Origin of the sequence: Streptomyces sp. NPDC088725 (assembly GCF_044751305.1) — a bacterium.
GTDB lineage: Bacteria > Actinomycetota > Actinomycetes > Streptomycetales > Streptomycetaceae > Streptomyces.
Genome location: NZ_JBIVLO010000008.1, coordinates 274,484 through 297,892, shown reverse-complemented (window position 1 = coordinate 297,892; position 23,409 = coordinate 274,484). Strand labels below are relative to the sequence as shown.

The 23,409-nt window shown below is 70.9% G+C and carries 19 protein-coding genes; 16 read left to right on the top strand and 3 right to left on the bottom strand.

Features of this window, described 5'->3' with window-relative positions; all coding sequences use genetic code 11:
• The first annotated feature begins 58 nt into the window (after window positions 1–58).
• From ACIP6N_RS21990 to ACIP6N_RS21920, 15 genes are all read left to right on the top strand, one after another.
• Entirely contained in the window at window positions 59–586 is a 528-nt protein-coding gene (locus ACIP6N_RS21990) for a YbjN domain-containing protein (protein ID WP_401817798.1), read from the top strand.
• Window positions 587–892: 306 nt separating this feature from the next.
• A complete protein-coding gene (locus ACIP6N_RS21985) occupies window positions 893–2,032 on the top strand; it encodes an aminotransferase class I/II-fold pyridoxal phosphate-dependent enzyme (protein ID WP_401817796.1) in 1,140 nt (379 codons plus the stop codon).
• 843 nt (window positions 2,033–2,875) lie between these two features.
• On the top strand, window positions 2,876–3,394 hold the full coding sequence (locus ACIP6N_RS21980) for a DUF2617 family protein (RefSeq protein WP_401817793.1): 519 nt from the start codon (window positions 2,876–2,878) through the stop codon (window positions 3,392–3,394).
• Window positions 3,395–3,448: 54 nt separating this feature from the next.
• On the top strand, window positions 3,449–5,119 hold the full coding sequence (locus ACIP6N_RS21975; protein WP_401817791.1) for a polyamine aminopropyltransferase: 1,671 nt from the start codon (window positions 3,449–3,451) through the stop codon (window positions 5,117–5,119).
• Between the two features lie 164 nt (window positions 5,120–5,283).
• Window positions 5,284–6,294, top strand: a complete 1,011-nt coding sequence (locus tag ACIP6N_RS21970) for an SRPBCC domain-containing protein (protein WP_401817789.1) — start codon at window positions 5,284–5,286, stop codon at window positions 6,292–6,294.
• 9 nt (window positions 6,295–6,303) lie between these two features.
• Window positions 6,304–7,122 (top strand): aldose 1-epimerase, encoded by an 819-nt coding sequence (locus tag ACIP6N_RS21965; protein ID WP_401817786.1) that lies wholly within the window; start codon window positions 6,304–6,306, stop codon window positions 7,120–7,122.
• A 111-nt stretch (window positions 7,123–7,233) separates the two neighbouring features.
• Window positions 7,234–7,773, top strand: coding sequence for an orotate phosphoribosyltransferase (pyrE, locus tag ACIP6N_RS21960; RefSeq protein ID WP_401817784.1), 540 nt, complete (start codon window positions 7,234–7,236; stop codon window positions 7,771–7,773).
• 216 nt (window positions 7,774–7,989) lie between these two features.
• Window positions 7,990–9,021, top strand: coding sequence for a class II fructose-bisphosphate aldolase (gene fbaA, locus ACIP6N_RS21955; RefSeq protein WP_401817783.1), 1,032 nt, complete (start codon window positions 7,990–7,992; stop codon window positions 9,019–9,021).
• A gap of 126 nt (window positions 9,022–9,147) precedes the next feature.
• A complete protein-coding gene (locus ACIP6N_RS21950) occupies window positions 9,148–10,662 on the top strand; it encodes an MFS transporter (RefSeq protein ID WP_401817781.1) in 1,515 nt (504 codons plus the stop codon).
• 26 nt (window positions 10,663–10,688) lie between these two features.
• Window positions 10,689–11,102, top strand: coding sequence for a DUF3151 domain-containing protein (locus ACIP6N_RS21945; RefSeq protein ID WP_401817779.1), 414 nt, complete (start codon window positions 10,689–10,691; stop codon window positions 11,100–11,102).
• 232 nt (window positions 11,103–11,334) lie between these two features.
• On the top strand, window positions 11,335–12,165 hold the full coding sequence (locus tag ACIP6N_RS21940) for a tryptophan 2,3-dioxygenase family protein (RefSeq protein WP_401817778.1): 831 nt from the start codon (window positions 11,335–11,337) through the stop codon (window positions 12,163–12,165).
• The gene (gene kynU / locus ACIP6N_RS21935; protein ID WP_401817776.1) at window positions 12,158–13,447 is read left to right on the top strand and encodes a kynureninase; all 1,290 of its coding nucleotides are present in this window, start codon (window positions 12,158–12,160) and stop codon (window positions 13,445–13,447) included. Before ACIP6N_RS21940 ends, kynU begins: the two co-directional genes overlap by 8 nt.
• A gap of 187 nt (window positions 13,448–13,634) precedes the next feature.
• On the top strand, window positions 13,635–14,516 hold the full coding sequence (locus ACIP6N_RS21930; protein ID WP_401817773.1) for an alpha/beta hydrolase: 882 nt from the start codon (window positions 13,635–13,637) through the stop codon (window positions 14,514–14,516).
• 265 nt (window positions 14,517–14,781) lie between these two features.
• A complete protein-coding gene (locus ACIP6N_RS21925; RefSeq protein ID WP_401817772.1) occupies window positions 14,782–16,083 on the top strand; it encodes a sensor histidine kinase in 1,302 nt (433 codons plus the stop codon).
• Complete coding sequence (locus ACIP6N_RS21920; protein WP_401817769.1) at window positions 16,080–16,739, top strand: response regulator; 660 nt, start codon at window positions 16,080–16,082, stop codon at window positions 16,737–16,739. Before ACIP6N_RS21925 ends, ACIP6N_RS21920 begins: the two co-directional genes overlap by 4 nt.
• 62 nt (window positions 16,740–16,801) lie before the next feature.
• Here the strand turns inward: ACIP6N_RS21920 and ACIP6N_RS21915 are convergent, their stop codons facing one another.
• Window positions 16,802–17,689 carry a diacylglycerol kinase family protein gene (locus tag ACIP6N_RS21915; protein ID WP_401817768.1) on the bottom strand — a complete coding sequence of 296 codons (888 nt, stop codon included), beginning with the start codon at window positions 17,687–17,689 and terminating at the stop codon, window positions 16,802–16,804.
• Between the two features lie 207 nt (window positions 17,690–17,896).
• Between ACIP6N_RS21915 and ACIP6N_RS21910 the strand changes: the two genes are divergently transcribed.
• Window positions 17,897–19,180, top strand: a complete 1,284-nt coding sequence (locus ACIP6N_RS21910; RefSeq protein ID WP_401817766.1) for an adenylosuccinate synthase — start codon at window positions 17,897–17,899, stop codon at window positions 19,178–19,180.
• 115 nt (window positions 19,181–19,295) lie between these two features.
• Here the strand turns inward: ACIP6N_RS21910 and ACIP6N_RS21905 are convergent, their stop codons facing one another.
• Together ACIP6N_RS21905 and ACIP6N_RS21900 are read right to left on the bottom strand one after the other, a co-directional pair.
• Window positions 19,296–21,317, bottom strand: coding sequence for a serine/threonine-protein kinase (locus ACIP6N_RS21905; protein WP_401817765.1), 2,022 nt, complete (start codon window positions 21,315–21,317; stop codon window positions 19,296–19,298).
• 222 nt (window positions 21,318–21,539) lie between these two features.
• Window positions 21,540–23,378: an amidohydrolase family protein gene (locus ACIP6N_RS21900; RefSeq protein ID WP_401817763.1), complete on the bottom strand. Its 1,839-nt coding sequence runs from the start codon at window positions 23,376–23,378 to the stop codon at window positions 21,540–21,542.
• Window positions 23,379–23,409: the final 31 nt, after the last annotated feature.

Genomic DNA, 23,409 nt, shown 5'->3' with positions numbered 1-23,409 from the left:
CGATCGCGGCTAGGGTCGTTGTCAGACAATGGCATGCCATCCTCAGGAGTATCCAGCGATGTCTATCGACCCGTCCTCGATTCCGAATTTCGGGGGCCAGCCCCAACCGCAGGGCGAAGGACCGACGGGCCCCGTCGTCCCCGACCAGGACCTGGTCAAGCAGCTCCTCGAGCAGATGGAGCTGAAGTACGTCGTCGACGACGAGGGTGACCTCGCGGCGCCGTGGGAGGAATTCCGTACGTACTTCATGTTCCGCGGCGAGGAGGACCAGCAGGTCTTCTCGGTGCGGACGTTCTACGACCGGCCGCACGACATCGAGGGCAAGGCCAGGATCCTCGAGACCATCGACGACTGGAACCGCCGCACCCTGTGGCCCAAGGTCTACAGCCACATCCACGAGGAGGACGACGGTCCCCCCACCGTCCGGCTCATCGGCGAGGCCCAGATGCTGATCGGCACGGGCGTCAGCCTCGACCACTTCGTGTCGTCGACGGTCAGCTGGGTCCGCGCGTCGATCGAGTTCGACAAGTGGCTCATGGAGCAGCTCGGCCTGGAGCCCGGCGACGAGAACCCCGAGGACGTCTGAGCGACGCCCGCGGACGCGCCTCGTGGCGGAATCCGTTCCGCGGCGGGCGGTGGAATCCGTCCCGTAGCGGAACGACAGCCCGGTCGAGGGCCGTGATCACCACGATCGCGGCCCTCGACCGGGCTTTTCACGTGAGGGGTCCGCGTTCCGGCCGCGCCCTATCGTGAGGGGCGAAACTGCCGGCGGACTCGGGAAAGCGGGATCGATCGCATGGACACGGCTGACAGGGACACGGCTGCCACGGACACGGCCGAACGCGTTTCAGCAGGTGCCGGAAGCTGGAGTCCCGCGGCGCGCGTGCGCGGTATGGGCACGTCGATCTTCACGGAGATGACCGAACTCGCCCGCACCACCGGCGCCTTGAACCTCGGGCAGGGCGTTCCCGAACTGGACAGCCCGCAACTCCTGCTGAGGGACGTGGCGGACGCGGTGCTCGCGGGCAGCAACCAGTACCCGCCCGCCGTCGGCTTCCCCGCCCTGCGCGGGGCGGTCGCGGCGCATCAACTGCGCCGGTACGGCCTGACGTACGACCCCCAGGGCGAGGTGCTGGTCACGACGGGCGCGACGGAGGCGCTGGCCGCCGCCGTGCTCGCGTTCTGCGATCCGGGGGACGAGATCATCGCCTTCGACCCGTGTTACGACGCGTACGCGGCCGACGCCAGGCTCGCCGGGGCCCGGCTGGTGGCCGTACCGCTCGTTCTCGACGGCGACGGCTTCACGCTCGACGCGGACGCGCTGCGGGCCGCGGTCTCCCCGCGTACGCGCGTGCTGCTTCTCAACACCCCGCACAACCCGACGGGCAAGGTCTTCACGCCGGCCGAACTGGACGCGATCGCCGACGTCTGCCGCGAGCACGCGCTGACGGTGATCACCGACGAGGTCTACGAACACCTCGTCTACGAGGACGGCGTCCGCCACCTGGCCATCGCCGCGCTGCCCGGTATGAGGGAGCGGACCGTGGTCGTCTCCTCTGCGGGCAAGACGTTCAACACAACCGGGTGGAAGGTCGGTTGGGTGTGCGGACCCGCACCGCTGGTGGCCGCGGTGGGCGCGGCGAAGCAGTTCCTCACGTACGCGTCCGGTACGCCGTACCAGGAGGCGCTGGCGCGGGCGCTCGGTTCGGTGGAGGAGTGGGCGGCCGGGCTGCGCGGAAAGCTGCGCGCCAACCGCGACCTGCTGAGCGCGGGCCTGGAACGGGCCGGACTGCGCACCTTCCGGGCGGACGCGGGCTACTTCGTACAGGCCGATGTGCGGCCTTCCGGATACGCCCACGGCGTCGAATTCTGCCGGGAGTTGCCACGGCGCGCGGGCGTCGTCGCCATCCCTACCTCGGCCTTCTACGTGAGCGGGGGCGCGCCCGACTGGCTGGTGCGGTTCTCGTTCTGCAAGAGCGAGGACGCGATCAGAGAGGCCGTCGAGCGGCTGGCGGTTCTGGCGAAGGCCTGAGCCGGAGGCGGTGCAGGTGCCCGGAGGGCCCCAAACGGGCGTGAAAGCTCTGTAGTTGCTCAACTCGGCTTTGGCCCGGCGTCACCTGGGGGACATTCGTCTCATGCGAAGGCGGGGGCCTTGCTTCGGGGGAATGGAAGGACGGTGACGGCAATGCCGGTTCTGGGACTGGTGGCGGTACTGGCCGTAGCGGTGTTCATCGGAGCCATGGCGAGGAAACGGCGGCGCGACGCCTTGCGGCAGCAGTCGCACGGCAGCCCCCTGGTGAAGAAGGGCGCGAAGCGCCCATCGAGCTCCAGCAGTTGGTGGGCGGGAGGCGGCGCGGCCGCAGGTGGGTCCTCCGGCGGAGGCGGTCTCATGGGAGACGTCGGGGGCCACTCGGGCGGCCATTCCGGCGGGCACTCCTGCGGCGGTGGCGGTCACTCCTCCTGCGGAGGAGGGTCGTCGTGCGGCGGCGGTTCGTCGTGCGGCGGTGGTTCGTCGTGCGGTGGCGGTGGCGGCTGACACGGGGCAGCTGGTCCGCGGCGAACAACGGTGCCCGGTGGGGTGAAATCCCACCGGGCACCGTCATGTTGACGATTCCGGCGTGCGGCGGCCCGCCGGTTCAACGGTTTTCCGTTGAACAGGTGAACCGTGCAGCCCCCCAGGGGATGGAAACCCCGTCAAGTTGGGTAAAAACGCTGTGAGCGGGGCGCGGTTCATGATTCCCTCGCTGTTGAGAGCTTCCAGCCCTCGGACCTCTTCCTTCGGGAGCCGAGCAGGCGATCTCCCCACAAGTTCCCCTCGCTCAGCCTCCGGGGCGACCCCGGTCCACCCGTCAAGCGTGTTTTGCGGAGCCGATCCATGCTCACGACCCTGAATACCGCCTACACCGACACCCGAGCCGCCGATCTGGCCTGGGCGCTGGGTCGGGATCCGCTCCCCGCCCTGGCCGTCCTCGATCTCGACCTCGCCGGTGCCGCACTCCAGCTGAGACTGCTCGGCGCCTCCCACCAGGTGCTGCTGAGGGAGGAGCAGGGTGCCTGCTCCGAGACGGTCGCCTGCATTCCCGGCAGCAGCACGCCGCTGCCGCTCGGTGTCTCCAAGCGTCTCGGCGCGTGGGAGTACGAATTCGCCGCGCGCGTCGAGACGCTCTCGCACGGCTCGTTCGCCGGGCGCGCCCAAGAGCTGCTCGCACTGGTGTCCGATCATCCGAACGGGCTTGCCGGCACGTTTCCCGGTTCGCCGCACGCCTTCACCGCGATGCTGGCGCAGCGCGACGAGGGGCAGGTGCGGTGGCGTACGTGGCACGCGTACCCGCAGGAGGGAAAGCTCGTGGTGACACGGACGCGGGTAGGGATCCGGATGCCTGCCGCGTTGTAGTTGCACCCTTGTGGGTGACAAACCGCACCGGCGTAGTGACGTAGCGTTACGGTCATGACCGAGCAGATCATGTCCGCGACCCGCCAGGGCTCGACACCCGAGGGCCCTCCGAGCCGGCGGAGCCCCCAGGTTTCCGGGGGTCTCCGACGCTTCGGGAGCGGTGCGCGGCTGCCTGTGCGCGCGGACGCGGGCCGGTTCCTGATCCTCGGTGTCGTCTTCATCTGCGCCGCGTGCGGACTGGTGTACGAGCTGGAGCTGGTCGCGCTCGCCTCGTATCTGATCGGCGATTCCGTGACGCAGGCGTCGGTGGTCCTCTCGCTGATGGTCTTCGCGATGGGCATCGGCTCGCTGCTCGCGAAACGGCTGCGGTGCCGGGCGGCGGTCGGCTTCGGCCTGGTGGAGGCGGCTCTCGCGCTGGTGGGCGGCTATTCGGCGCTGGTGCTCTACGCGAGCTTCGCGTGGATGGGCGAACCGCGCTACGCGCTCGTGGGCTTCTCGCTCACCATCGGCGTACTCATCGGCGCGGAGATCCCGCTGCTCATGACGCTGATCCAGCGGGTCTCCCGGCAGGACGCGGACGGGACGGTCGCCGACCTGTTCGCGGCCGACTACGTGGGCGCGCTGGCGGGCGGTCTCGCCTTTCCGTTCCTGCTGCTGCCGTGGCTCGGTCAGCTGACGGGCGCGCTGGTGACCGGGGCGCTCAATGTGGCGGCGGGCGGCGCGCTCGTCCTCTGGGTCTTCGGCCGCGATCTGACGCGCCGCTCACGCTGGCTGCTGATGACCGCCAATGTCGTCGTGCTGTCGCTGCTGGCCGTCGCGACCGTACTCGTCGGGGACTTCGAGCGTGCGGCGCGGCGCGCGGTGTACGGAGACCGGGTGCGGGTCGCCGTCCATACGGACCTCCAGGAGATCGTCCTCACCGGCGACCGGAAGGGCCCGCTCGACCTGTATCTGGACGGCAGGCTGCGGGTCAGCGGCCGTGACGAATACCGCTATCACGAGGCGCTGGTGCATCCGGCGATGCGCGGCCCGCACGCGCGGGTGCTGATCCTGGGCGGCGGGGACGGCCTGGCGGCCCGCGAGGTCCTGCGGTACGCGGACGTCAGGACGGTCACCGTGGTGGAGCTGGACCCGTGGGTCGCCCGGCTGGCGCGTACGGACCCGGCGCTGGCCGCGCTCAACGGCCACGCGTACGGGGACCCGCGGCTGCGCGCGGTGTACGAGGACGCGTTCACGTATCTGCGGACCGCGCGGAGCGAGGCGTACGACGTGATCATCTGCGACCTGCCGAATCCGGGCATCACCCCGAGCACGAAGCTGTATTCGGAGGAGTTCTACGGTCTCGCCGGCCGGATGCTCTCCGACGGTGGCCGGCTGGCCGTGCACGCGGGCTCGCTCACGTCGCGGCCGCGCGCGTACTGGACGGTGGACGCGACGCTGCGCGCCGCCGGGTTCGGGACGAGCCCGTACCGCGCGACGGGCCGGCCTTCCGGGTTCGCGGCCGGCCCCGACCGGGCCCGGGACCGCAGACCCGTGGCGAGCGACTGGGGATTCGTCCTCGCGGGCCGCGGCGCCCGCCCGCCGGATCTCGGGCTGGCGGCGGACGCGCCGCCGCTGCGTTCGCTGGCGGCCTCCGTGCTCACGGCCGACGCGCGCGGCGCGGAGCGCGGACGGATAGCCGGTCTGCCGCCGTCGACGCTGGTGCACCCGCGGTACATGGAGTGAGGCGTCACGACCGGAGGGGGCGCGACCGGAGGGGGCGCGGTCACGATCCGAGGCATGGGCGTCCGCTGCGGGCGGTCCGCGCGTTGGCGATCTGGTGCCGGTTGTGCGCAGGAGGAGGCCGGAGCCGCGCTGTCTGAGTAGGCTCGGGTCCTATGGAGCATGAGGTGTTCGTTCCGGTTTCGCCAGAGACCCTGAGGCAGACACTGCGGGACCCGGCACGGGTGGCCCGCTGCGTCCCCGGGCTCCAACAGGACGCGGAGGCGTCCGCGTCCCCGCTCTCGGGCCGGGTCAAGGTCCGCGTCGGTGGTCACACGATCACCTACCGGGGCTCGATGACGCTCGCGGAGCGCAAGGGCGCCTTCACGATCGCGGGCGAGGGTGCTGAGGTGCGGGGCGGTGGCTCGGTCGAGCTGACGCTGACCGTACGGCTCAAGAGGAGGCCGAACGGTACGACACTCGCCTTCACCGGCGGCTCGCAGCCGGTCGGCCGCCTCGCGGAACTCGCCCCGGACACGACGAAGGCAGCGGCGCGCCGGCTGCTGGACCGGTTCGCCGCGCGTCTCGCGGAGGAGTCGTCGGCCACGGAGGCGGAGGTCGGAGAGGGCGCGGCGGAGACTGCGGCGCAGGGGCCGGTCGCGGTGGCGGAGGTGGACGCCGATTTCGACACCGTGACTCGGGACGCCGACGGAGACGCGTCGGACGTGAACCCGGAGGACCCCGGCGCGGAGGCCGGTCCGGACGGGGACGCCGGTCCGGAGCCGGATCCCGGGTCCGGCTCGGACACGGACCCGGACGCTGACGTGGACTTCGACGCTGACGTGGATCTCGACTCCGACGTGGACCTGGAGGCCGAGGCCGACGTGGACGCCGATGTGGACGCCGACTCCATCTTCGATGTGGCCGTTCCGCCGTCCCTCCGGGGGGAGACCACCTCCGGCGACGGCGATTTCCTCGTTCCCGACGAGCCGGCCGCCGAGGCGGCGCACGCACGGCGGACCATGATCGGGCGCAGCGCCGAAGAGGTCGATCACGCGCCGCCGCGCGGGCGTTACGCGCCGATGCCCGCGCCGGAGACCGCCGGAGCCCGGGCCACGCTGCGCTGGGTGGCGCCCGCCGCCGCGCTCGCGCTCGCCTCGGCCGTGGTGGTCGGGCGCGCCCTGCGCCGTCGCCAGTAATCTCGTCATGTGACGAGCAGCGAAGAGAGCATCCGACTGGCGGCGGGCAACGCCGAGTTGACCATCAACCCGGCGAACGGCTGCCGGATCAGCAGTCTCAGCGTCGACGGGACCGAACTGCTGCGCCAAGGGGAGCGCTACGGCTGCTTCCCGATGGTGCCGTGGGTCGGGCGCATCGACCACGGGCAGTTCCGCAACGGCGGGGCGGTCCACCAGATGCCGCTCAACTCCCCGCCGCACGCGATTCACGGCACCGGGCGCGACACCGCCTGGCGCCGCGTCCGTCCCCGCGCCGATGTGGACGAGAGCGAGCAGCGGAGCAAGGCCGCGTTCACGTACGACCTGGCCGAGCCGTGGCCCTACACGGGCCGTGTCACCCAGACCTTCGAGCTGACCCCTGACAGCCTGAGCCTGGCGCTCGCCGTCGAGACGTACGACACCTCGTTCCCGGCGCAGGCCGGCTGGCATCCGTGGTTCCGGCGCAATCTCGGGGGCGCCGACGCGCGTGTGGACTTCACCGCCGAGTGGCAGGAGGAGCGCGGCGACGACCACCTCCCCACCGGCCGCCGTATCCCGCCGCGCCCCGGCCCCTGGGACGACTGCTTCGGAATGCCCGACGGCGTCGACGTCACCCTCACCTGGCCGGAACAGCTGGAGCTGAAGGTCGCCAGCCGCGCCGAGTGGGTCGTGCTCTACGACGAGCAGGAGGAAGCGGTCTGCGTGGAGCCGCAGTCGGGCCCGCCGAACGGGCTGAACACCGCGCCGCAGTTCGTCACTCCGCTGGAACCGCTGGAAGTGGCGACGACCTGGAGCTGGCGCCGGCTCTGAACCAGGAGAGCCGGAGCGGAGAAAGCCGGATCGGGAAGAAGCTGAGCCGGCGAGGGCCGAGCGGAGAGCTGCCGGTCCGGTCCGGCAGCGGCCGCGTTTAAGCTCATGGCCATGACTGACGCACGTGCTGAGCTGCTCCAGCTGATCAAGGACATCGCCGTAGTACACGGCAAAGTGACCCTCTCCTCGGGGCTCGAGGCCGACTGGTACATCGACCTGCGCCGCATCACCCTGGACGGTCACGCGGCTCCGCTGGTCGGTCAGGTGATGCTCGACGCGACCGCCGACCTGGACTTCGACTGCGTGGGCGGGCTGACCCTCGGCGCCGACCCGGTGGCGACGTCGATGCTGCACGCCTCCGCCGCACGCGGAAAGCGGCTCGACGCGTTCGTCGTCCGCAAGGCGCAGAAGGCGCACGGAATGCAGCGCCGTATCGAAGGAACGGACGTCAAGGGCCGCCGCTGCCTGGTGGTCGAGGACACCTCGACCACCGGCGGCTCACCGCTGACGGCCGTCGAGGCGGTACGGGAGGCCGGCGGCCTGGTCGTCGCCGTCGCCGTCATCGTGGAGCGGGGGGCCGCTCCCGCCGTCGCGGACGCGGGGCTCCCGTACGTACACGTGTACTCGGTGGACGACCTCGACCTCGCGTGAGCGTTTCGACCGCTCTGATGGGTCTGCCCCCTCCGGCCCCGACCGCTCTGACCTGCGCATCCGGCTGTTTCACGTGAAACAGCCGGGCCCATGCCATCGTCTCCGCAGTGCTCAGGGTGGAGCCCGACAGAGAGTCTGGAAAGATGGGGGCGACGATGACGTCGCCCCCAGGTCAGGGACAAGCACCTCCACCCGCACATCACAAGGAGCGGCCCGATGCCCATCGCAACCCCCGAGGTCTACAACGAGATGCTCGACCGGGCGAAGGCAGGCAAGTTCGCCTACCCGGCCATCAACGTGACCTCGTCCCAGACGCTGCACGCCGCGCTGCGCGGTTTCGCGGAGGCCGAGAGCGACGGCATCATCCAGATGTCCACCGGTGGCGCTGAGTTCCTGGGCGGGCAGTACAACAAGGACATGGTGACGGGCGCCGTCGCCCTCGCCGAGTTCGCGCACGTCGTGGCGGCGAAGTACGACATCACGGTCGCGCTGCACACCGACCACTGCCCCAAGGACAAGCTCGACACGTACGTCCGTCCGCTGATCGAGGTCTCCGCCGACCGCGTCAAGGCCGGCCGCAACCCGCTCTTCCAGTCGCACATGTGGGACGGCTCCGCCGAGACCCTTGCCGACAACCTGTCCATCGGCCAGGAGCTGCTGGCCAAGGCCGCTGCCGCCAAGATCATCCTTGAGGTCGAGATCACCCCGACCGGTGGCGAGGAGGACGGCGTCAGCCACGAGATCAACGACTCGCTCTACACCACGGTCGACGACGCGCTGCGTACCGCCGAGGCTCTTGGCCTGGGCGAGAAGGGCCGCTACCTGCTGGCCGCGTCCTTCGGCAACGTCCACGGCGTCTACAAGCCGGGCAATGTCGTGCTCCGCCCCGAGCTGCTGAAGGACCTCCAGGAAGGCGTCGCCGGCAAGTACGGCCAGGCCGCGGGCAGCCAGCCCTTCGACTTCGTCTTCCACGGCGGTTCCGGCTCCTCCGCCGAGGAGATCGCCACGGCGCTGGAGAACGGCATCGTGAAGATGAACCTCGACACCGACACCCAGTACGCCTTCACCCGGCCGGTCGCGGACCACGTCCTGCGCAACTACGACGGTGTCCTGAAGGTCGACGGCGAGGTCGGTGACAAGAAGACGTACGACCCCCGCACCTGGGGCAAGCTGGCCGAGGCGGGCATGGCCAAGCGTGTCACCGAGGCGTGCGCCGCCCTGCGCTCCACGGGTACGAAGCTCAAGTAAGAACAGCGGGTCCGCCGGACGGGGACCCACGCTCGCCGGGCCCGGTGTCTTCCGACGCCGGGCCCGCGCTGATTCGCGCGCATCGCCGACTGGCCACGCGGTCCCCCTGCGGGGATGATCCGGGATATGGAGATCCCGGATGCGGAGGTCCCGGGCACCGGCGTCAGACTGTCCTCGGCCAAGGGCCGCTGGGTCCTTCTCACCACGGTGCTCGGATCCAGCATGGCGCTGCTGGACTCGACCGTCGTCAACGTGGCGCTGCCCCATATCGGCGACGATCTGCACGCGACCCTGGGCGCTCTCCAGTGGACGCTCAACGCCTACACGCTCACGCTCGCCGCGCTGATCCTCCTCGGCGGATCGCTCGGCGACCGTTACGGACGGCGGCGCGTCTTCGTGCTCGGCGTGGTGTGGTTCGCGCTCGGCTCACTGCTGTGCGGCATCGCGCCGAGCCCCGCCGTGCTGATCATCGCGCGTGCGCTGCAGGGCGTGGGCGGCGCGCTGCTGGTCCCGGGGTCCCTCGCGATCATCCAGGCGAGCTTCCATCCGGATGACCGGGCGCGGGCGGTCGGGGTGTGGTCGGGGCTCGGAGGTGTCGGCGCGGCGGTCGGACCGTTCCTCGGCGGCTGGCTGGTCGACGGTCCCGGCTGGCGCTGGGTGTTCCTGATCAACCTGCCGCTGGCCGCGCTGTGCGCGCCGGTGGCGCTGCGGCACGTACCGGAGTCCAGGGACCCGGCACACCACGGCAGGTTCGACGTGACGGGCGCGGCGCTCGGCGCCGCGGCCCTGGCACTGGTCACGTACGCGCTGATCGCCCGGAACGTCTGGGCGGGAATCGCGGGCGTGCTGGTCGCGGTGGCCTTCGTACGGGTCGAGAAGCGGCGGTCGGACCCCATGCTGCCGCTGTCGATCTTCCGGTCCCGGCTGTTCACCTCGGTGAACCTGGTGACGCTCTGCGTGTACGCGTCGTTCGGCGGGTTCTTCTTCCTGATCGCGCTCGAGCTCCAGGTCGTCGTCGGCTACTCGGCGCTCCGCGCGGGCGCGGCCCTGCTGCCGACAACCGTGCTGATGCTGCTGCTGTCCGCGCGGTCCGGCGCACTCGCCGTAAGGATCGGCCCGCGCATCCCGCTCACGGTGGGCCCGCTGCTGTGCGCGGCCGGGATGCTGCTGATGCTGCGCATCGGCGTGCACGCCTCGTACCTCCGGGACGTGCTGCCCGCGCTGGTGGTGCAGGGCATGGGCATGGTGACCCTGGTCGCGCCGCTGACGGCGACGGTGCTCAGCTCCGTGTCGGACACCCGCGCGGGCCTGGCCAGCGGCATCAACAACGCGGCCGCCCGTGCGGCCGGCCTGCTCGCGGTGGCCGCACTGCCGCTGCTGGCGGGCATGGGGCCGGAGGCGTACCACTCTGCGACGCAGTTCGGCGCGGCCTTCCACCGGGCGATGCCGATCTGCGCGGGGGTGCTGGTGCTGGGGTCGGCGATCGCGTTCTTCCGGGTCCGTACGCCTGCGAGTGAGCCGAAGGCCCTGGCGGACGTCGAGTCCAGGGTCCACTGCTGTCTGACGTCGCCGCCGGTCGAGACCACACCGTCCGGGGAAACCGGAGAGGTCGCGGGAAGACCCGGCGAGAGTCCGGCGTAGCCCGGCGGGCAGGGCAGACTGTAGGCATGGCCATTCACGAAAACCTCCTGGGGGGACCGCCCCCCACCGAACTGCCCGACGATCCCGAACCGCGCGAGCTGCTCGCGAACGGAACGCCGCCGGCCGAGGTCGCCGCGAAGTATCCGACCTCGTCGCTGGCCTGGGCGCAGCTCGCCGATGTCGCGTTCGAGAACGGATCGGTCGTCGAGTCGTACGCGTACGCGAGGACCGGCTACCACCGTGGGCTCGACTCGCTGCGCCGCAGCGGCTGGAAGGGACACGGCCCGGTGCCCTGGGAGCACGAGCCGAACCGCGGCTTCCTGCGCGCCCTGCACGCGCTCGCGCGCGCCGCGCAGTCGATCGGTGAGCAGGAGGAGTACGAGCGCTGCGCGACGTTCCTGCGCGACTCCTCGCCGGCGGCCGCCGACACGCTGGGCTGAACCGGGGAACCCGCCCCGCGGCGCCGGAAGCCCGCCCTGAAGACCCGCTCCGAAGGCTCACCTCACGCACACGACGAGGTGGGCCTTCGGCGTACGCGCGCCTGATCCAGAGGTTATCCACAGGCCCGGCGGGCTGATCGGCCCCGGATTATGATGCTCGCAGGGGACCGGAGCTCCGAAACCACATGGAAGGGGCGGACCGCTACCCGGTAGCGATACCGAGGAGACAGAGATGTCGCACGACCCCGAAATGGACGCGCCCGATCTCGACTTCGCGGGGACGACCCCGTACGAGGACTACGTACAGGCGGATGTCCTCACCCATCTGCAGCACCCGCTCTCCGACGACCCCGGCGAGATGGTCTTCCTGGTCACCACCCAGGTCATGGAGCTGTGGTTCACCGTCATCGTCCACGAGTGGGAGACGGCCTGCCGCATGCTGCGCGAGGACCGGATCCAGGGGGCGGTCGACGCGCTCAAGCGGTCCGTGCGCGAGTTCGAGGCACTCAACGCGTCGTGGACGCCGCTCGGGCAGTTGACGCCCGCGCAGTTCAACTCGTACCGCAGCGCGCTCGGTGACGGCTCGGGATTCCAGTCGGCGATGTACCGGCGTATGGAGTTCATGCTCGGTGACAAGTCCGCGTCCATGCTCGTTCCGCACCGCGGCGCCCCGCGCGTGCACGCCGAGCTGGAGAAGGCCCTCCAGGAGCCGAGCCTGTACGACGAGACGCTGCGGCTGCTCGCGCGGCGCGGTCTCCCCGTCCCGAAGGCGGTGCTCGACCGCGACCTGTCACAGAAGTACGACCCGTCAGCCGAGGTCGAGGCAGTCTGGGCCGGGATCTACTCCGACGCCGACCAGCAGGGCGAACTGATACGGCTCGGCGAGGCGTTGACGGACGTCGGCGAGCTGGTGTGGCGCTGGCGCAACGACCACCTGGTGGCGACCCGCCGCGCGATGGGTTCCAAGACGGGCACGGGCGGCTCCGCCGGCGTCGCCTGGCTGGAGAAGCGCGCGACGAAGAACGTTTTCCCCGAACTCTGGACGGCCCGCAGCCATGTCTGACAGCTCGCAGTCACCCACGTCACCCACGTCACCCACGTCACCCACGCGGTCCCTCGCCGCCAGGGCCGCGGCCCTGGACGCCGCGGATCAACTGGCCGATCGCCGCAAGCTCTTCGCGCTCGACGACGACACCGTCTACCTCGACGGGAACTCACTGGGCGCGCTGCCCCGCCACGTTCCCGAGCGTCTTCAGGACGTCATCAGCCGTCAGTGGGGAGAGCTGCGCATCCGCTCCTGGGACGAGAGCGGCTGGTGGACCGCGCCCGAGCGGATCGGCGACCGGATAGCACCCCTCGTGGGCGCGGGACCCGGCCAGATCGTCGTCGGCGACTCCACCAGCGTCAACGTCTTCAAGGCCCTGGTGGCGGCCGTACGGCTCCTCGACCCCACCGACCCGGCGCGGGACGAGATCCTGGTCGACGCCACGACCTTCCCGACGGACGGGTACATCGCGCGGTCCGCCGCCAGGATGACCGGCAAACCGCTGGTCCCCGTCGATCCGGCGGACCTGCCCGGCGCACTGGGCCCGCGGACGGCCGTCGTGCTGATGAACCACGCCGACTTCCGCACGGGCCGCCTCCACGACCTCGCGGGCATCACCGCGGCGGTGCACGAGGCCGGAGGGCTCGCGGTCTGGGACCTGTGCCACAGCGCGGGCGCGCTCCCGGTCGGGCTCGACGCGCACGGCGTGGATCTGGCGCTGGGATGCACGTACAAGTTCTTGAACGGAGGCCCCGGTTCGCCCGCCTTCCTGTACGTCGCCGAGCGCCACCAGGACCGTTTCGACTCCCCGCTGCCCGGCTGGACCTCGCACGTGGACCCGTTCGCGATGGACCAGGACTTCGCGGCGGCGGACGGCGCGATCCGGGGCCGGGTCGGTACGCCCGACATCCTCTCCATGCTGGCGCTGGAGGCGGCGCTCGACGTGTGGGAGGGCGTGACGGTCGAGGCGGTACGGGCGAAGAGCCTGGCGCTGACGGACTTCTTCTTGGAGTGCGTGAGCGCGTACGCCCCGCCGGGCCGGGTCCGCTCACTCACCCCGGCCGCGCACGCGGAGCGCGGCAGCCAGGTGGCCCTGCGCTGCGCGGAAGCGCCCGCGGTGATGGAGACACTGATCGCACGGGGCATCGTGGGCGACCTGCGCCGCCCTGACGTGCTGCGTTTCGGCTTCACCCCGCTGTACGTCGGATTCGCGGACGCGGAACGGGCGGCCAGGACGCTCGGCGAGGTGCTGAACGCGGTGCCCGCGGAAACGGCCACGTCCGCGCACGCGCCGGGGTAGCCCAGGGCAGGCGGTTCACGGGGGTCCGCGGGGTCCGTGACGCTGTTGGTGACCAACAGCGTCGGGTCCGCGGGCGGGCCCCCGCTCCGTTTTCGTTGCCCTGAAGGGGGTGAGCGCCGCCCCGCGGGGCTGGTAGCGTCCCCGCTGATCAGGTCGATTCGGCCCTGTACCGAAAGGTTGGAGCAGTATGCCGGACCCCGCCGCGCACTACTCCGTCGCTCGTGACGCCGAGGAGGCCGATGCGGTTTTCACCCGTCCTGTCGTGCGGCCCGATGCCTCCGCCGCCTACGGCGACCACCCCGACCAGGTGATCGACTTCTATGCGCCCCGGGGAGACCAGGAGCGCGCGCCGCTCGTCGTCGTCCTGCACGGCGGTGCGTGGCGGACACCGTACGACCGCGCACACCTCACCCCGTTCGCGGACTTCCTCGCGCGGCGCGGTTTCGCCGTCGCCAACGTGGAGTACCGGCGGGGCGTGCCGGAGCGGGATGGCGAAGGGCCGCCGGTCGCGGGGCGCTGGCCCGAGACCTTCGACGACGTGGCGACAGCGCTCGACCGCCTGCCCGCGCTTGTCGCCGACGTGCTGCCGCAGGCCGACGCCCGGCGCATGGTGCTCACGGGCCACTCCGCGGGCGGCCATCTCGCGCTGTGGGCGGCGGCCCGGCATGTGCTGCCCGAGGGCTCGCCCTGGCGCCTGCCCGCGCCGCCGCCGCTGCGCGGAGTCGTGGCGCTCGCACCGATCGCCGATCTCGCGCGGGCGGTGGAGCTGGACGTGTGCGGCGGAGCGATACTCCAGTTGCTCGGCGGCGAGGCGGAATTCAAGGCGCGCAGGGAGAGCGCGGACCCGGCGCTGCTGCTGCCGACCGGCATCGCGACGGCGGTGGTGCAGGGCCGCAGGGACAGCACCGTGCCGTACACCGTCCCCGAGGCGTTCGTCGACGCGGCGGCGAACGCGGGCGAGACGGTCGGCCTGACACTGCTGGAGGACGTCGGCCACTTCCCGCTGATCGACCCGGGCGCGGACGCGTGCGCGGTGGTCGTGGAGGAGATCGCCCAGCTCGCCTGGTGACCGGCGCGCGGCCGTGGTGGGTCGCGCCGCTCGGGCGTGGGTCGTGGGGCACGGCGTGGGCGGGCGCGGAGCCGGCGGGGCGCGGCGTTTTCGGCGGGCGCGGGACCCCGGGCGCGGGACCCCGGGCGCGGGACCCCGGGCGTGGGACCCTTCGTGTCCGGACACGGGGCGGAGGACGACCGGGCATGTAGTACCTGGGACGGACGCCCAAGGATCCGCTTCGCTGGGGACGACCTCTTTTGCGCGGCCCCTTTACCGTTGCCATGTGACCGAGACAGATACCGGGGATCCCCGGAACACCGAGTTCCGCTTGGCCGCGGGCCTGCTCGGCGGCCTGCGCCAGGATCTTTTCCGCGGCGCCTTCTCCTTCCGCCCGCTCCCGCCCCTGCGGACGGACGGGATGCTCGCCCGGACGGTGCCACCCCGAGTACGTCAGTACGCGGCCTGGACGCCACACGCCGTGATCGTCGCGATCGCGATGTTGGTCCTCTTCATCGGCGTGGGCACCGGCAATCTGCTTGAGCTTTTCCCGGCGCTTCCCGTACTCCTGACGCTGGTCAGGCCGATCGGAGCCTGGTGGCTCTCCCTGGCCTGCTCAGCCGTCCTGAGTGTTTTCGGCTCCGTCCATGGAGGCGCCCCCTGGACGGCCAGCGCCTTCGTCGGCTACCTCAGCGTGATGACGATCGTGGCGATACGCACCCGGCCGCGCACCGCCGCCTGGATGTGGGTGATCACGGCTGGTTACGGCGTGCTGACCGAAGGGTATTTGGGTTACGCGTCCAGTTCCCCGAACTTCACCGGGCCCATGCTCTTCGTGTCCGCGCTCGTCCTGCTCGCGGTCGTGATCCTGCACGTCCGCCGTTCGGCAGAGCAGAAGGTCGCCGCCCAGCAGAGCGTCACCGCCGTCGAACGCGACCGGCGCACGCTGCTGGAGGAGCGCACCACCATCGCCCGCGAGCTGCACGACGTGGTCGCCCATCACATGTCGGTCGTCGCGATCCAGGCCGAGGCGGCCCCGTACCGCGTGGAGAACCCGCCCCCCGAGCTTGAACAGGCGTTCGTCACGATCCGCGAGAACGCCGTGGCCGCGCTGACCGAGCTGCGGCGCGTGCTCGGTGTCGTACGGGCGGCGGACTACGAGGCCCCCGAAGCTCCGCAGCCCACGCTCGCCGACCTCGGCGGTCTCCTGCGCAACGTCCGTGACGCGGGCCTGACCGTCGAGCGGACCACCACCGGCGCGGTCCGCGAGCTGCCGCCGGGCGTCGAGCTGTCGGCGTACCGCATCGTCCAGGAAGCGCTGAGCAACGCCCTGCGCCACGCGCCGGGATCGACCGCGACGGTCGAGATCTCGTACGTCCTCGGCGGCGTCGGCCTGCGGATCGTGAACACCGCGCCCCAGGGCCTGGTCAAACCCTCGCAGGGAGCGGGCCACGGCATCACCGGCATGCGGGAGCGGGTGTCCATGCTGAACGGCGAGATGACGGCGGAGCCGACTGCGGAAGGCGGTTACGAGGTCGCGGCGTTCATCCCCGTGGCCGCGTCCGTGCGGAACGGGGAAGCGGCATGACGATCCGCGTGCTCATCGTGGACGACCAGGTGATGGTCCGCGAGGGTTTCTCCGTCCTGCTGAACGCGATGCCGGACATCGAAGTGATCGGCGAGGCGGTGAACGGCCGTGAAGCCGTCACACAGGTCGCCGCCCTGCGCCCGGACGTGGTGCTGATGGACATCCGCATGCCGGAGCTGAACGGGATCGACGCCACCCGCGAGATCGTCGCGGCGGACGCCGAGGCGAAGGTCCTGGTGCTGACGACGTTCGACCTGGACGAATACGTCTACCAGGCGCTGCGCGCCGGAGCGTCCGGTTTCCTGCTGAAGGACGCCTCGGCCCGCCAGCTGGCGGACGGGGTACGGGTGGTGGCCTCGGGCGAGGCGCTGCTCGCCCCGACGGTCACCAGGCGCCTGATCACGGAGTTCTCGAAGCTCTCGGACACGCCGAAGACTCCGGCCCTGGCCCGGATCGGCGATCTGACGGAACGCGAGACGGAGGTCCTGGTCCTGATCGCCCAGGGCCTGTCGAACGCTGAGATCGCGGAGCATCTGGTGGTCGCCGAATCCACGATCAAGACGCACGTGAGCCGCGTCCTGGTGAAACTGGGCCTGCGGGACCGGACGCAGGCGGCGGTCTTCGCGTACGAGGCGCGGTTGGTGACACCGGGGTAGAGCGGCGCCGACCCCCTTGTCCACAGCCTGTGGACAAGGGGGTCGGAGGCCTTCCCCACCGGCTACCCGCGGTCCCGGCCGCCCGCCGCGGGCAGCGTGAGACCCCACGCACCGGGCCGCAGCGTCCACGTCCGCGTCCGTACCGGTCCCGTCACCCGGGCGTCGGCCCGGTACCGGAAGTCCGCGCCCGAGACCGTCACCGACAGCGCGCTCGCGCGCAGCGGCTCCGCGGGGGCCGACAGCCTGACCACGACCTCGGCCCGTCCGCCGTGCGACCGTACCGTCACCGCCTCGACCGGCGCGTCCAGATCGCTCAGCACCACTCCGTCCGCCTCGACCCGCAGCCGGTGCGTGCGCGAAGGACTCCCGCTCGCGGGAGCCGGACGCACCAGCGTCCGTACGAGCGAGCGGCAGGTGTCCCAGACGGACGCGGGCGACCCGGCGGCCGGGGCGGGACCGGGCGCAGAGCCGGAGCCCGGACCGGGCCCCGCGGCTCCCGAGGACACCGGAATCCGCAGGTCGGCCAGCACCACCCCATCGCTGTCGTCCACCAGCAGATCGAGCCGGCGCACCACGCCGTCCAGCACCGCCCGGGCCGCGGCGACCGCCCCCGTCGGCACGCCCAGCGCGTGCGCCAGCTCCACCGAGGCGCCGACCGGGACGAACGAGAGAGCCCCCGAAGAGGACAGCTCGCGCTCCCGGTGGAGCAGGGCGACCGTACGCAACAGCGCTCCGTCGTCGCCGATCACCACCGGCCTGCGGCTGCCACGTCTCGCGAGCACGCGGGCGAACTCCTCGGGTCCTCCGGGCAAACAGATCTTGACCGACGCACCCCCGCTCAATACGTCCTTCGCGATACGCACGGACTCGCCGTCGTTCCGGCGGGCGTCCGGGTCGATGACCACCAGAAGCTGCTGCGCGCCGTGATCGGCGGGCTCCGGAGCCGACACCTCGGTCCTTCCTCGGGTAGCATCTTTGTGCAAGAGCCCCTTGCGCTATTGCGCCAGGGGCTTCGTCTATTCCGGGGCAACCGGTTCGACGGTTCGGGCTGTGTCGTACAACGTGGTGCGATGTCATACGGCGCACAGGCGGCGTATGGAAGGCATCTGTGCGCCCCCCGACCTTGGACATGCCCCGCCCGGAAGGGGTGTACGCCTGTGCCCGCACTTGTGCTGCTCGGTGCTCAGTGGGGTGACGAAGGCAAGGGAAAGGCCACCGACCTGCTCGGTGGGTCAGTGGATTATGTCGTGCGCTATCAGGGTGGCAACAACGCCGGCCATACGGTCGTCGTCGGCGACCAGAAATACGCACTGCATCTCCTCCCTTCCGGAATCCTCTCGCCGAGCTGTGTTCCGGTGATCGGCAACGGAGTGGTAGTCGACCCGGCCGTCCTGTTCTCCGAGCTGAGCGGGCTCAACGAGCGCGGCGTCGACACATCAAAGCTCCTGATCAGCGGTAACGCTCACTTGATCACCTCGTACCACACGACGATGGACAAGGTGACGGAACGGTTCCTCGGTTCGCGGAAGATCGGCACGACCGGCCGTGGCATCGGCCCGACGTACGCAGACAAGATCAACCGCGTCGGGATCCGCGTCCAGGACCTGTACGACGAGTCGATCCTGCTCCAGAAGGTCGAGGCGGCGCTCGACTTCAAGAACCAGATCCTCGCCAAGCTCTACAACCGGCGCGCGGTCGACGCGGGCCAGATCGTGGAGGAGCTGCTCACCTACGCGGAGCAGCTGAAGCCGTACGTGGCCGACACGGCCCTCGTGCTGAACAACGCCATCGACGACGGCAAGGTCGTCCTCTTCGAGGGCGGCCAGGGCACGCTGCTCGACGTCGACCACGGCACGTACCCCTTCGTCACGTCCTCGAACCCGACGGCCGGCGGCGCCTGCACGGGGTCGGGGGTGGGCCCGACGAAGATCAACCGGGTCATCGGCATCCTCAAGGCCTACACCACGCGTGTCGGCGCGGGACCGTTCCCGACGGAGCTGTTCGACGACGACGGCGAGGCGCTGCGCCGCATCGGCGCCGAGCGCGGTGTCACGACGGGCCGCGACCGGCGGTGCGGGTGGTTCGACGCGGTAATCGCGCGGTACGCGACCCGCGTCAACGGGCTGACGGACTTCTTCCTCACCAAGCTCGACGTGCTCACCGGCTGGGAGCGGATCCCGGTGTGTGTCGCGTACGAGATCGACGGCAAGCGCGTCGAGGAACTGCCGTACAGCCAGACCGACTTCCACCACGCGAAGCCGGTGTACGAGTACCTGCCCGGCTGGTCGGAGGACATCACGAAGGCGAAGACCTTCGCCGACCTGCCGAAGAACGCGCAGGCGTACGTGAAGGCGCTGGAGGAGATGTCGGGAGCGCCGATCTCAGCGATCGGCGTCGGCCCCGGCCGTACGGAGACGATCCAGATCAATTCGTTCCTGTAAGGGCCCGCTTCACCGCACGGCCCGCTTCACCGAACGGTTCGCTTCACCGCACGCTGAAGCGCGTTCCACCGCACCGCCCCTGCGGCCTTTCCCGGCCGCCGGGGCGGTGCGCGTCTCAGTCCACCCGGACGAGGTCGTAGGAGTCCGCCCCGGCCGAGTCCGGATAACTGACGCGCAGGCCGTGGTTCGTTCTGGTGTACGTATGGCTGTACGACAAGGTGCAGGACGCGGCCGGTGCCGGCGCTTCCGCCGCGTACGGACCGAACACCAGGCTCGAATCGCTTACCGAGACCAGTACTTCGTCGTACGCGCACTGTTTGCCCCCGGTGGTCCTCACCGTCCTGGCGACCGCGGTGCCGATGGGGCCCTGCCTGATCGTGATCCTGTCCTTGCCGGCGGACCGGGGACCGGCGGGACGCCATGTCCCGAGATATGCCTCGGAGATGGGGGAGCTGCCGGTGACGGCCCGGGTGAGTGTCGCCGTCAGCCCGCCCGCGCGCCAGTTGAGCAACTGGCGGTTGGCCACCGTGCCACCGGCGGTCAGGGTCTGCTGAGCGAGTGGCGCGCAAGCGGTGGCGGGAGCGTTCGAAGGCGCGATGCTTGAGGTCGTGCCGGGGTTGAGCACCATCTTTCCCGCCGCCCTGGAGACGAGGGTGGACGCGCCCTCGCACAGTGCCTTGTCGCCCAGGAGGAGGAAATCGACGGCCTTCGCACCGACCGCGGCCTCGGAGACGACGATCCGTCCGAAGAGCGTGGCGCTGTCGGCGCCGCTGTCCTTGATGACCCCTTCCCAGGCGCCGGCGAAGGCGATGGGGGTGGTGTTGTCGTTGTCCGAGCGGGAGTCGAGCCCCGGGCCCGGACCGGGGTCCGGCGTCAGCAGGGCCACCACGCCGATGACCGCCATGGTGGCGAGGGTGGCCACGGCGGACGCCGTGAGGACCAGGGGGGTACGGCGGGTACGGGGCTGCTGCGTGGGCGGTGCGGACGGCGCGGGCGGCAGGAAGGGGAGAAGCGGGGGCGGCTGAGGACCGCTCAGGTCAACCGTGAAGGTGGGTACGTCTCCGAGCATTGGTACCAGTTGCGGGTCCGGCCCGGGCCCGGGATTCCGCTCCCGGTCCTGTCTCTCCCCGCGTCTCTCGCCGCGTCTCTCCCCTTGTCTCCGCTCTCGTTCCGGCTCGGGGTCCCGTTCTCCCGGATGCGCATCCTGTTCCCCCTCCCCCTCCTGGTCCTGGTCCGAATCGAAGTCCAGCAGCTCTCCTGCCCTTCGCCCGAGCAGAGCGAGGAGCGAGCCGGGCAGCCACGGTTCGGTGGTGATGCACGGTGTCCGGGCGACGAGTTCGTCGGGGGTGGGCCGGTGGCGCGGGTCCTTCGCGAGACAGCCTCGTACGAGTGCGCCGATGGCATCGGGGCCTTCCGGTAATCCGACGAGATCCGGTTCCTCCTCCGCGATCCGGAACATCAGCGCGTGCAGCCCGTCGCCCGCGGTTCCGAACGGTGGCCTGCCGGTCGACGCGTATGCCAGCACCGCCCCGAGACAGAACACGTCGGAGGCCGGGCTGACGCCGTCCCCCCGTACCTGTTCCGGTGCCATGAACCCGGGAGAGCCCATCACCGCGCCGGCGCGGGTCCTGTAGCTGTCGGGCAGTGTGTTCAGCGCGTGGACGATCCCGAAGTCGATGACCCGTGGGCCGTCGATGGTCAGCAGGATGTTGGACGGCTTGAGGTCCCGGTGAATCAGCCCCGCGTCGTGAATGGCGTGCAGGGCATGGGCGAGACCGTTGGCGAGCGCCCGTACGGAGGAGGCGGGGAGGGGCCCGTACTCCACGTCCACGACGCTCTGGAGGGATGGGCCGGGGATGTACGCGGTGGCCACCCAGGGTGTGTCCGCCTCGGTGTCGGCGCCGAGGACGGGCGCGGTCCACTGTCCCCCGACCCGCCGGGCGGCAGCCACCTCCTGCGTGAACCGCTGCCGGAATTCCTCCCTTTGGGCAAGCTCGGACTGGATGAGCTTGACGGCCACCGTCCGTCCACCGTCCGACCGCGCCAGGTAGACCCGCCCCATCCCGCCGGAACCGAGCCGGCCGATCAGGCGGTAGGGACCGATGCGGGGCGGGTCTTCCGTGCGCAATTTGTCCACGTATGAAGTCTGCCGAGGGGAAGCGCCTCAGTCGAGGGTGATGTTGCCGCGTTAGCCCGGCCAGCCCAGGAACGCCGACCAATGTGGTAGCTGGAGTTGAACAACTGGAGTAGTGGCGGGATCCAACACCGGCCGGTGGGCGGCCGGGTCACCCCGGCCGCCCCCACGTAACGCGGCCCTGGAAGCCAGTTGCCCGCTCCGGGCAGCGCTCCTGGCCAAGAGCTAGTCGATCCGGGCCTCGGCCAGGTAGAACCACCCGTCTCCGGGACCGGTGAGGCAGAGCTGAAGGGATCGGACCCGGGTGGTGTCCAGGGGGCCGAAGTCCGTGAGCGGGACAGTGTGCCGCTGGTAGCCGGGAGTGAGTGTGAGCAGCACGGTGGCCGGTATCTTGAGCGCGTAACCGGCGTCGATGGACAGACTCAGGACGGTCTCCTTCTCGGCCCGGGCCGTCAGGGTGATTTCCCGCTTTCCGCTCAGATTCACCCCGTCCTCCCCGGCGGCCGGCCCGGTGGTCTCGAAGCCGATCCCGGCATAAGCGGGTTGGAAGCCGGTGCTCGGTGTGACCGTCGTGTCGACGCGCACCGCGTGTCCGGAGGGCGCGGCCGGATCGGCTTCGACGTGAAGCGACGCCCGGGAGAGGCCGCCGCGAGCACGATCGGTCACCGGCTGCCAGTCCGCGCCCCATCGCGTGGTCGCCGTTCCGTCCGCGAAGTCGCTGATCAGGCCGTCGTCCGAGCCGTCGGGGGCGTCCCTGCCCGCGGCGCGTTCGTCGTGGAGCCGGACCTGCGCGCGCCACTGGTCGAGGTGTACGGGCCGCCCCTCGATCCACACCCCGCGTATGCGCCGGCTGTCCCTGATGTCGAGGGTCGGATCTCCGTCCACGAGCACGAGATCGGCACGGAGCCCCGGAGCGATACGACCGCGATCGGCCAGCCCGAACACCTCGGCGGGCGCCGCTGTGGCGGCGGTGAGCGCGGCGGTCGGGGAGAGCCCCGCGTCCACCAGCAGGCTCAGCTCGTGATGCAGGCTCGCGCCGTGTGCGGTGCCCGGCATGCCCGCGTCCGTCCCGGCGAGCACGGTCAGCCCGCGCTCATGGGCGGCGCGGACGTTCTCCCGCACGGTGTCGTAACTCCAGAGGGGCGGCATCCGCCAGCCGCGCTGGAGGTTGTCCCGGGCGTCCGCGCTGAGCAGGGTACGCAGCGCGGGGTCGTCGAGTACGTCGGGCCGTTCCTCGGGGAAGAATCCGCTCCGCAGCGTCGCCAGAGTGGGGACCAGCGCCATGCCCTCAGACCACGGCAGATCACGCGCGTCGTCGACGGGTACATGCATCAGGGCGTCCGCCCCGGCCGCGAGGGCCGTGGCCCCATCGGCGGCCACCGTCGCGTGCGCCACGGCCAGGACGCCGCGGTCATGGGCGGCCCGTACGACCGCGGCGACCACATCCGGTGCGAGCGAGTACTCGGGACCGCACATCGATTCGCAGATGATCTTTATGTAGTGGGCGCCTTCGGCCAGTTGAGCGGCCACGAACGCCTCCGCCTCATCGGCGCCGGTCAAGGCCGGTGTGCCGAGGCCGTACTCCGTTCCGTGGCCGCCCGGCGCGGTGGCCGGAAAAGCAGCGGTCCGGGTGTCGGCGACCGGGCCCACGCCGTGCGCGCCGAGCTTCCAGCCCGCTTGCAACTCGGGCGGACTGAACATGTCCAGAGCGGTCGTCACCCCGAAGACGGCGGCCTCCGTGGTGGCCGCGGGGGCCCACAGATGGGTATGCGCGTCGATGAGCCCGGGCAGCAGAGTCGCCCCCGCCCCATCGATCCGCCAGGCAGAGGTGCGCGCGGGGTCGGCGTACAGATCCTGGATGCGCCCCCCGCTGATCAGCACCGAGCAATCGGACAAGAGCTGAGCCCCGTCGAACACCGCGACGTTGGTGAACAGCAGTTCTGCTGAAGGTTCCTGACGCCTGCTCGCAGAACCGGCCTGTCCGGTCGTCGGCATCGGGGCCGAGACGGGCGTGGTCTGCGGCTGGATCCGGGGCCGGGACTGCGTCTGATGCTGCGAAGACATACACATGAGGGCTCCAGGAGAAGCGGAAGAT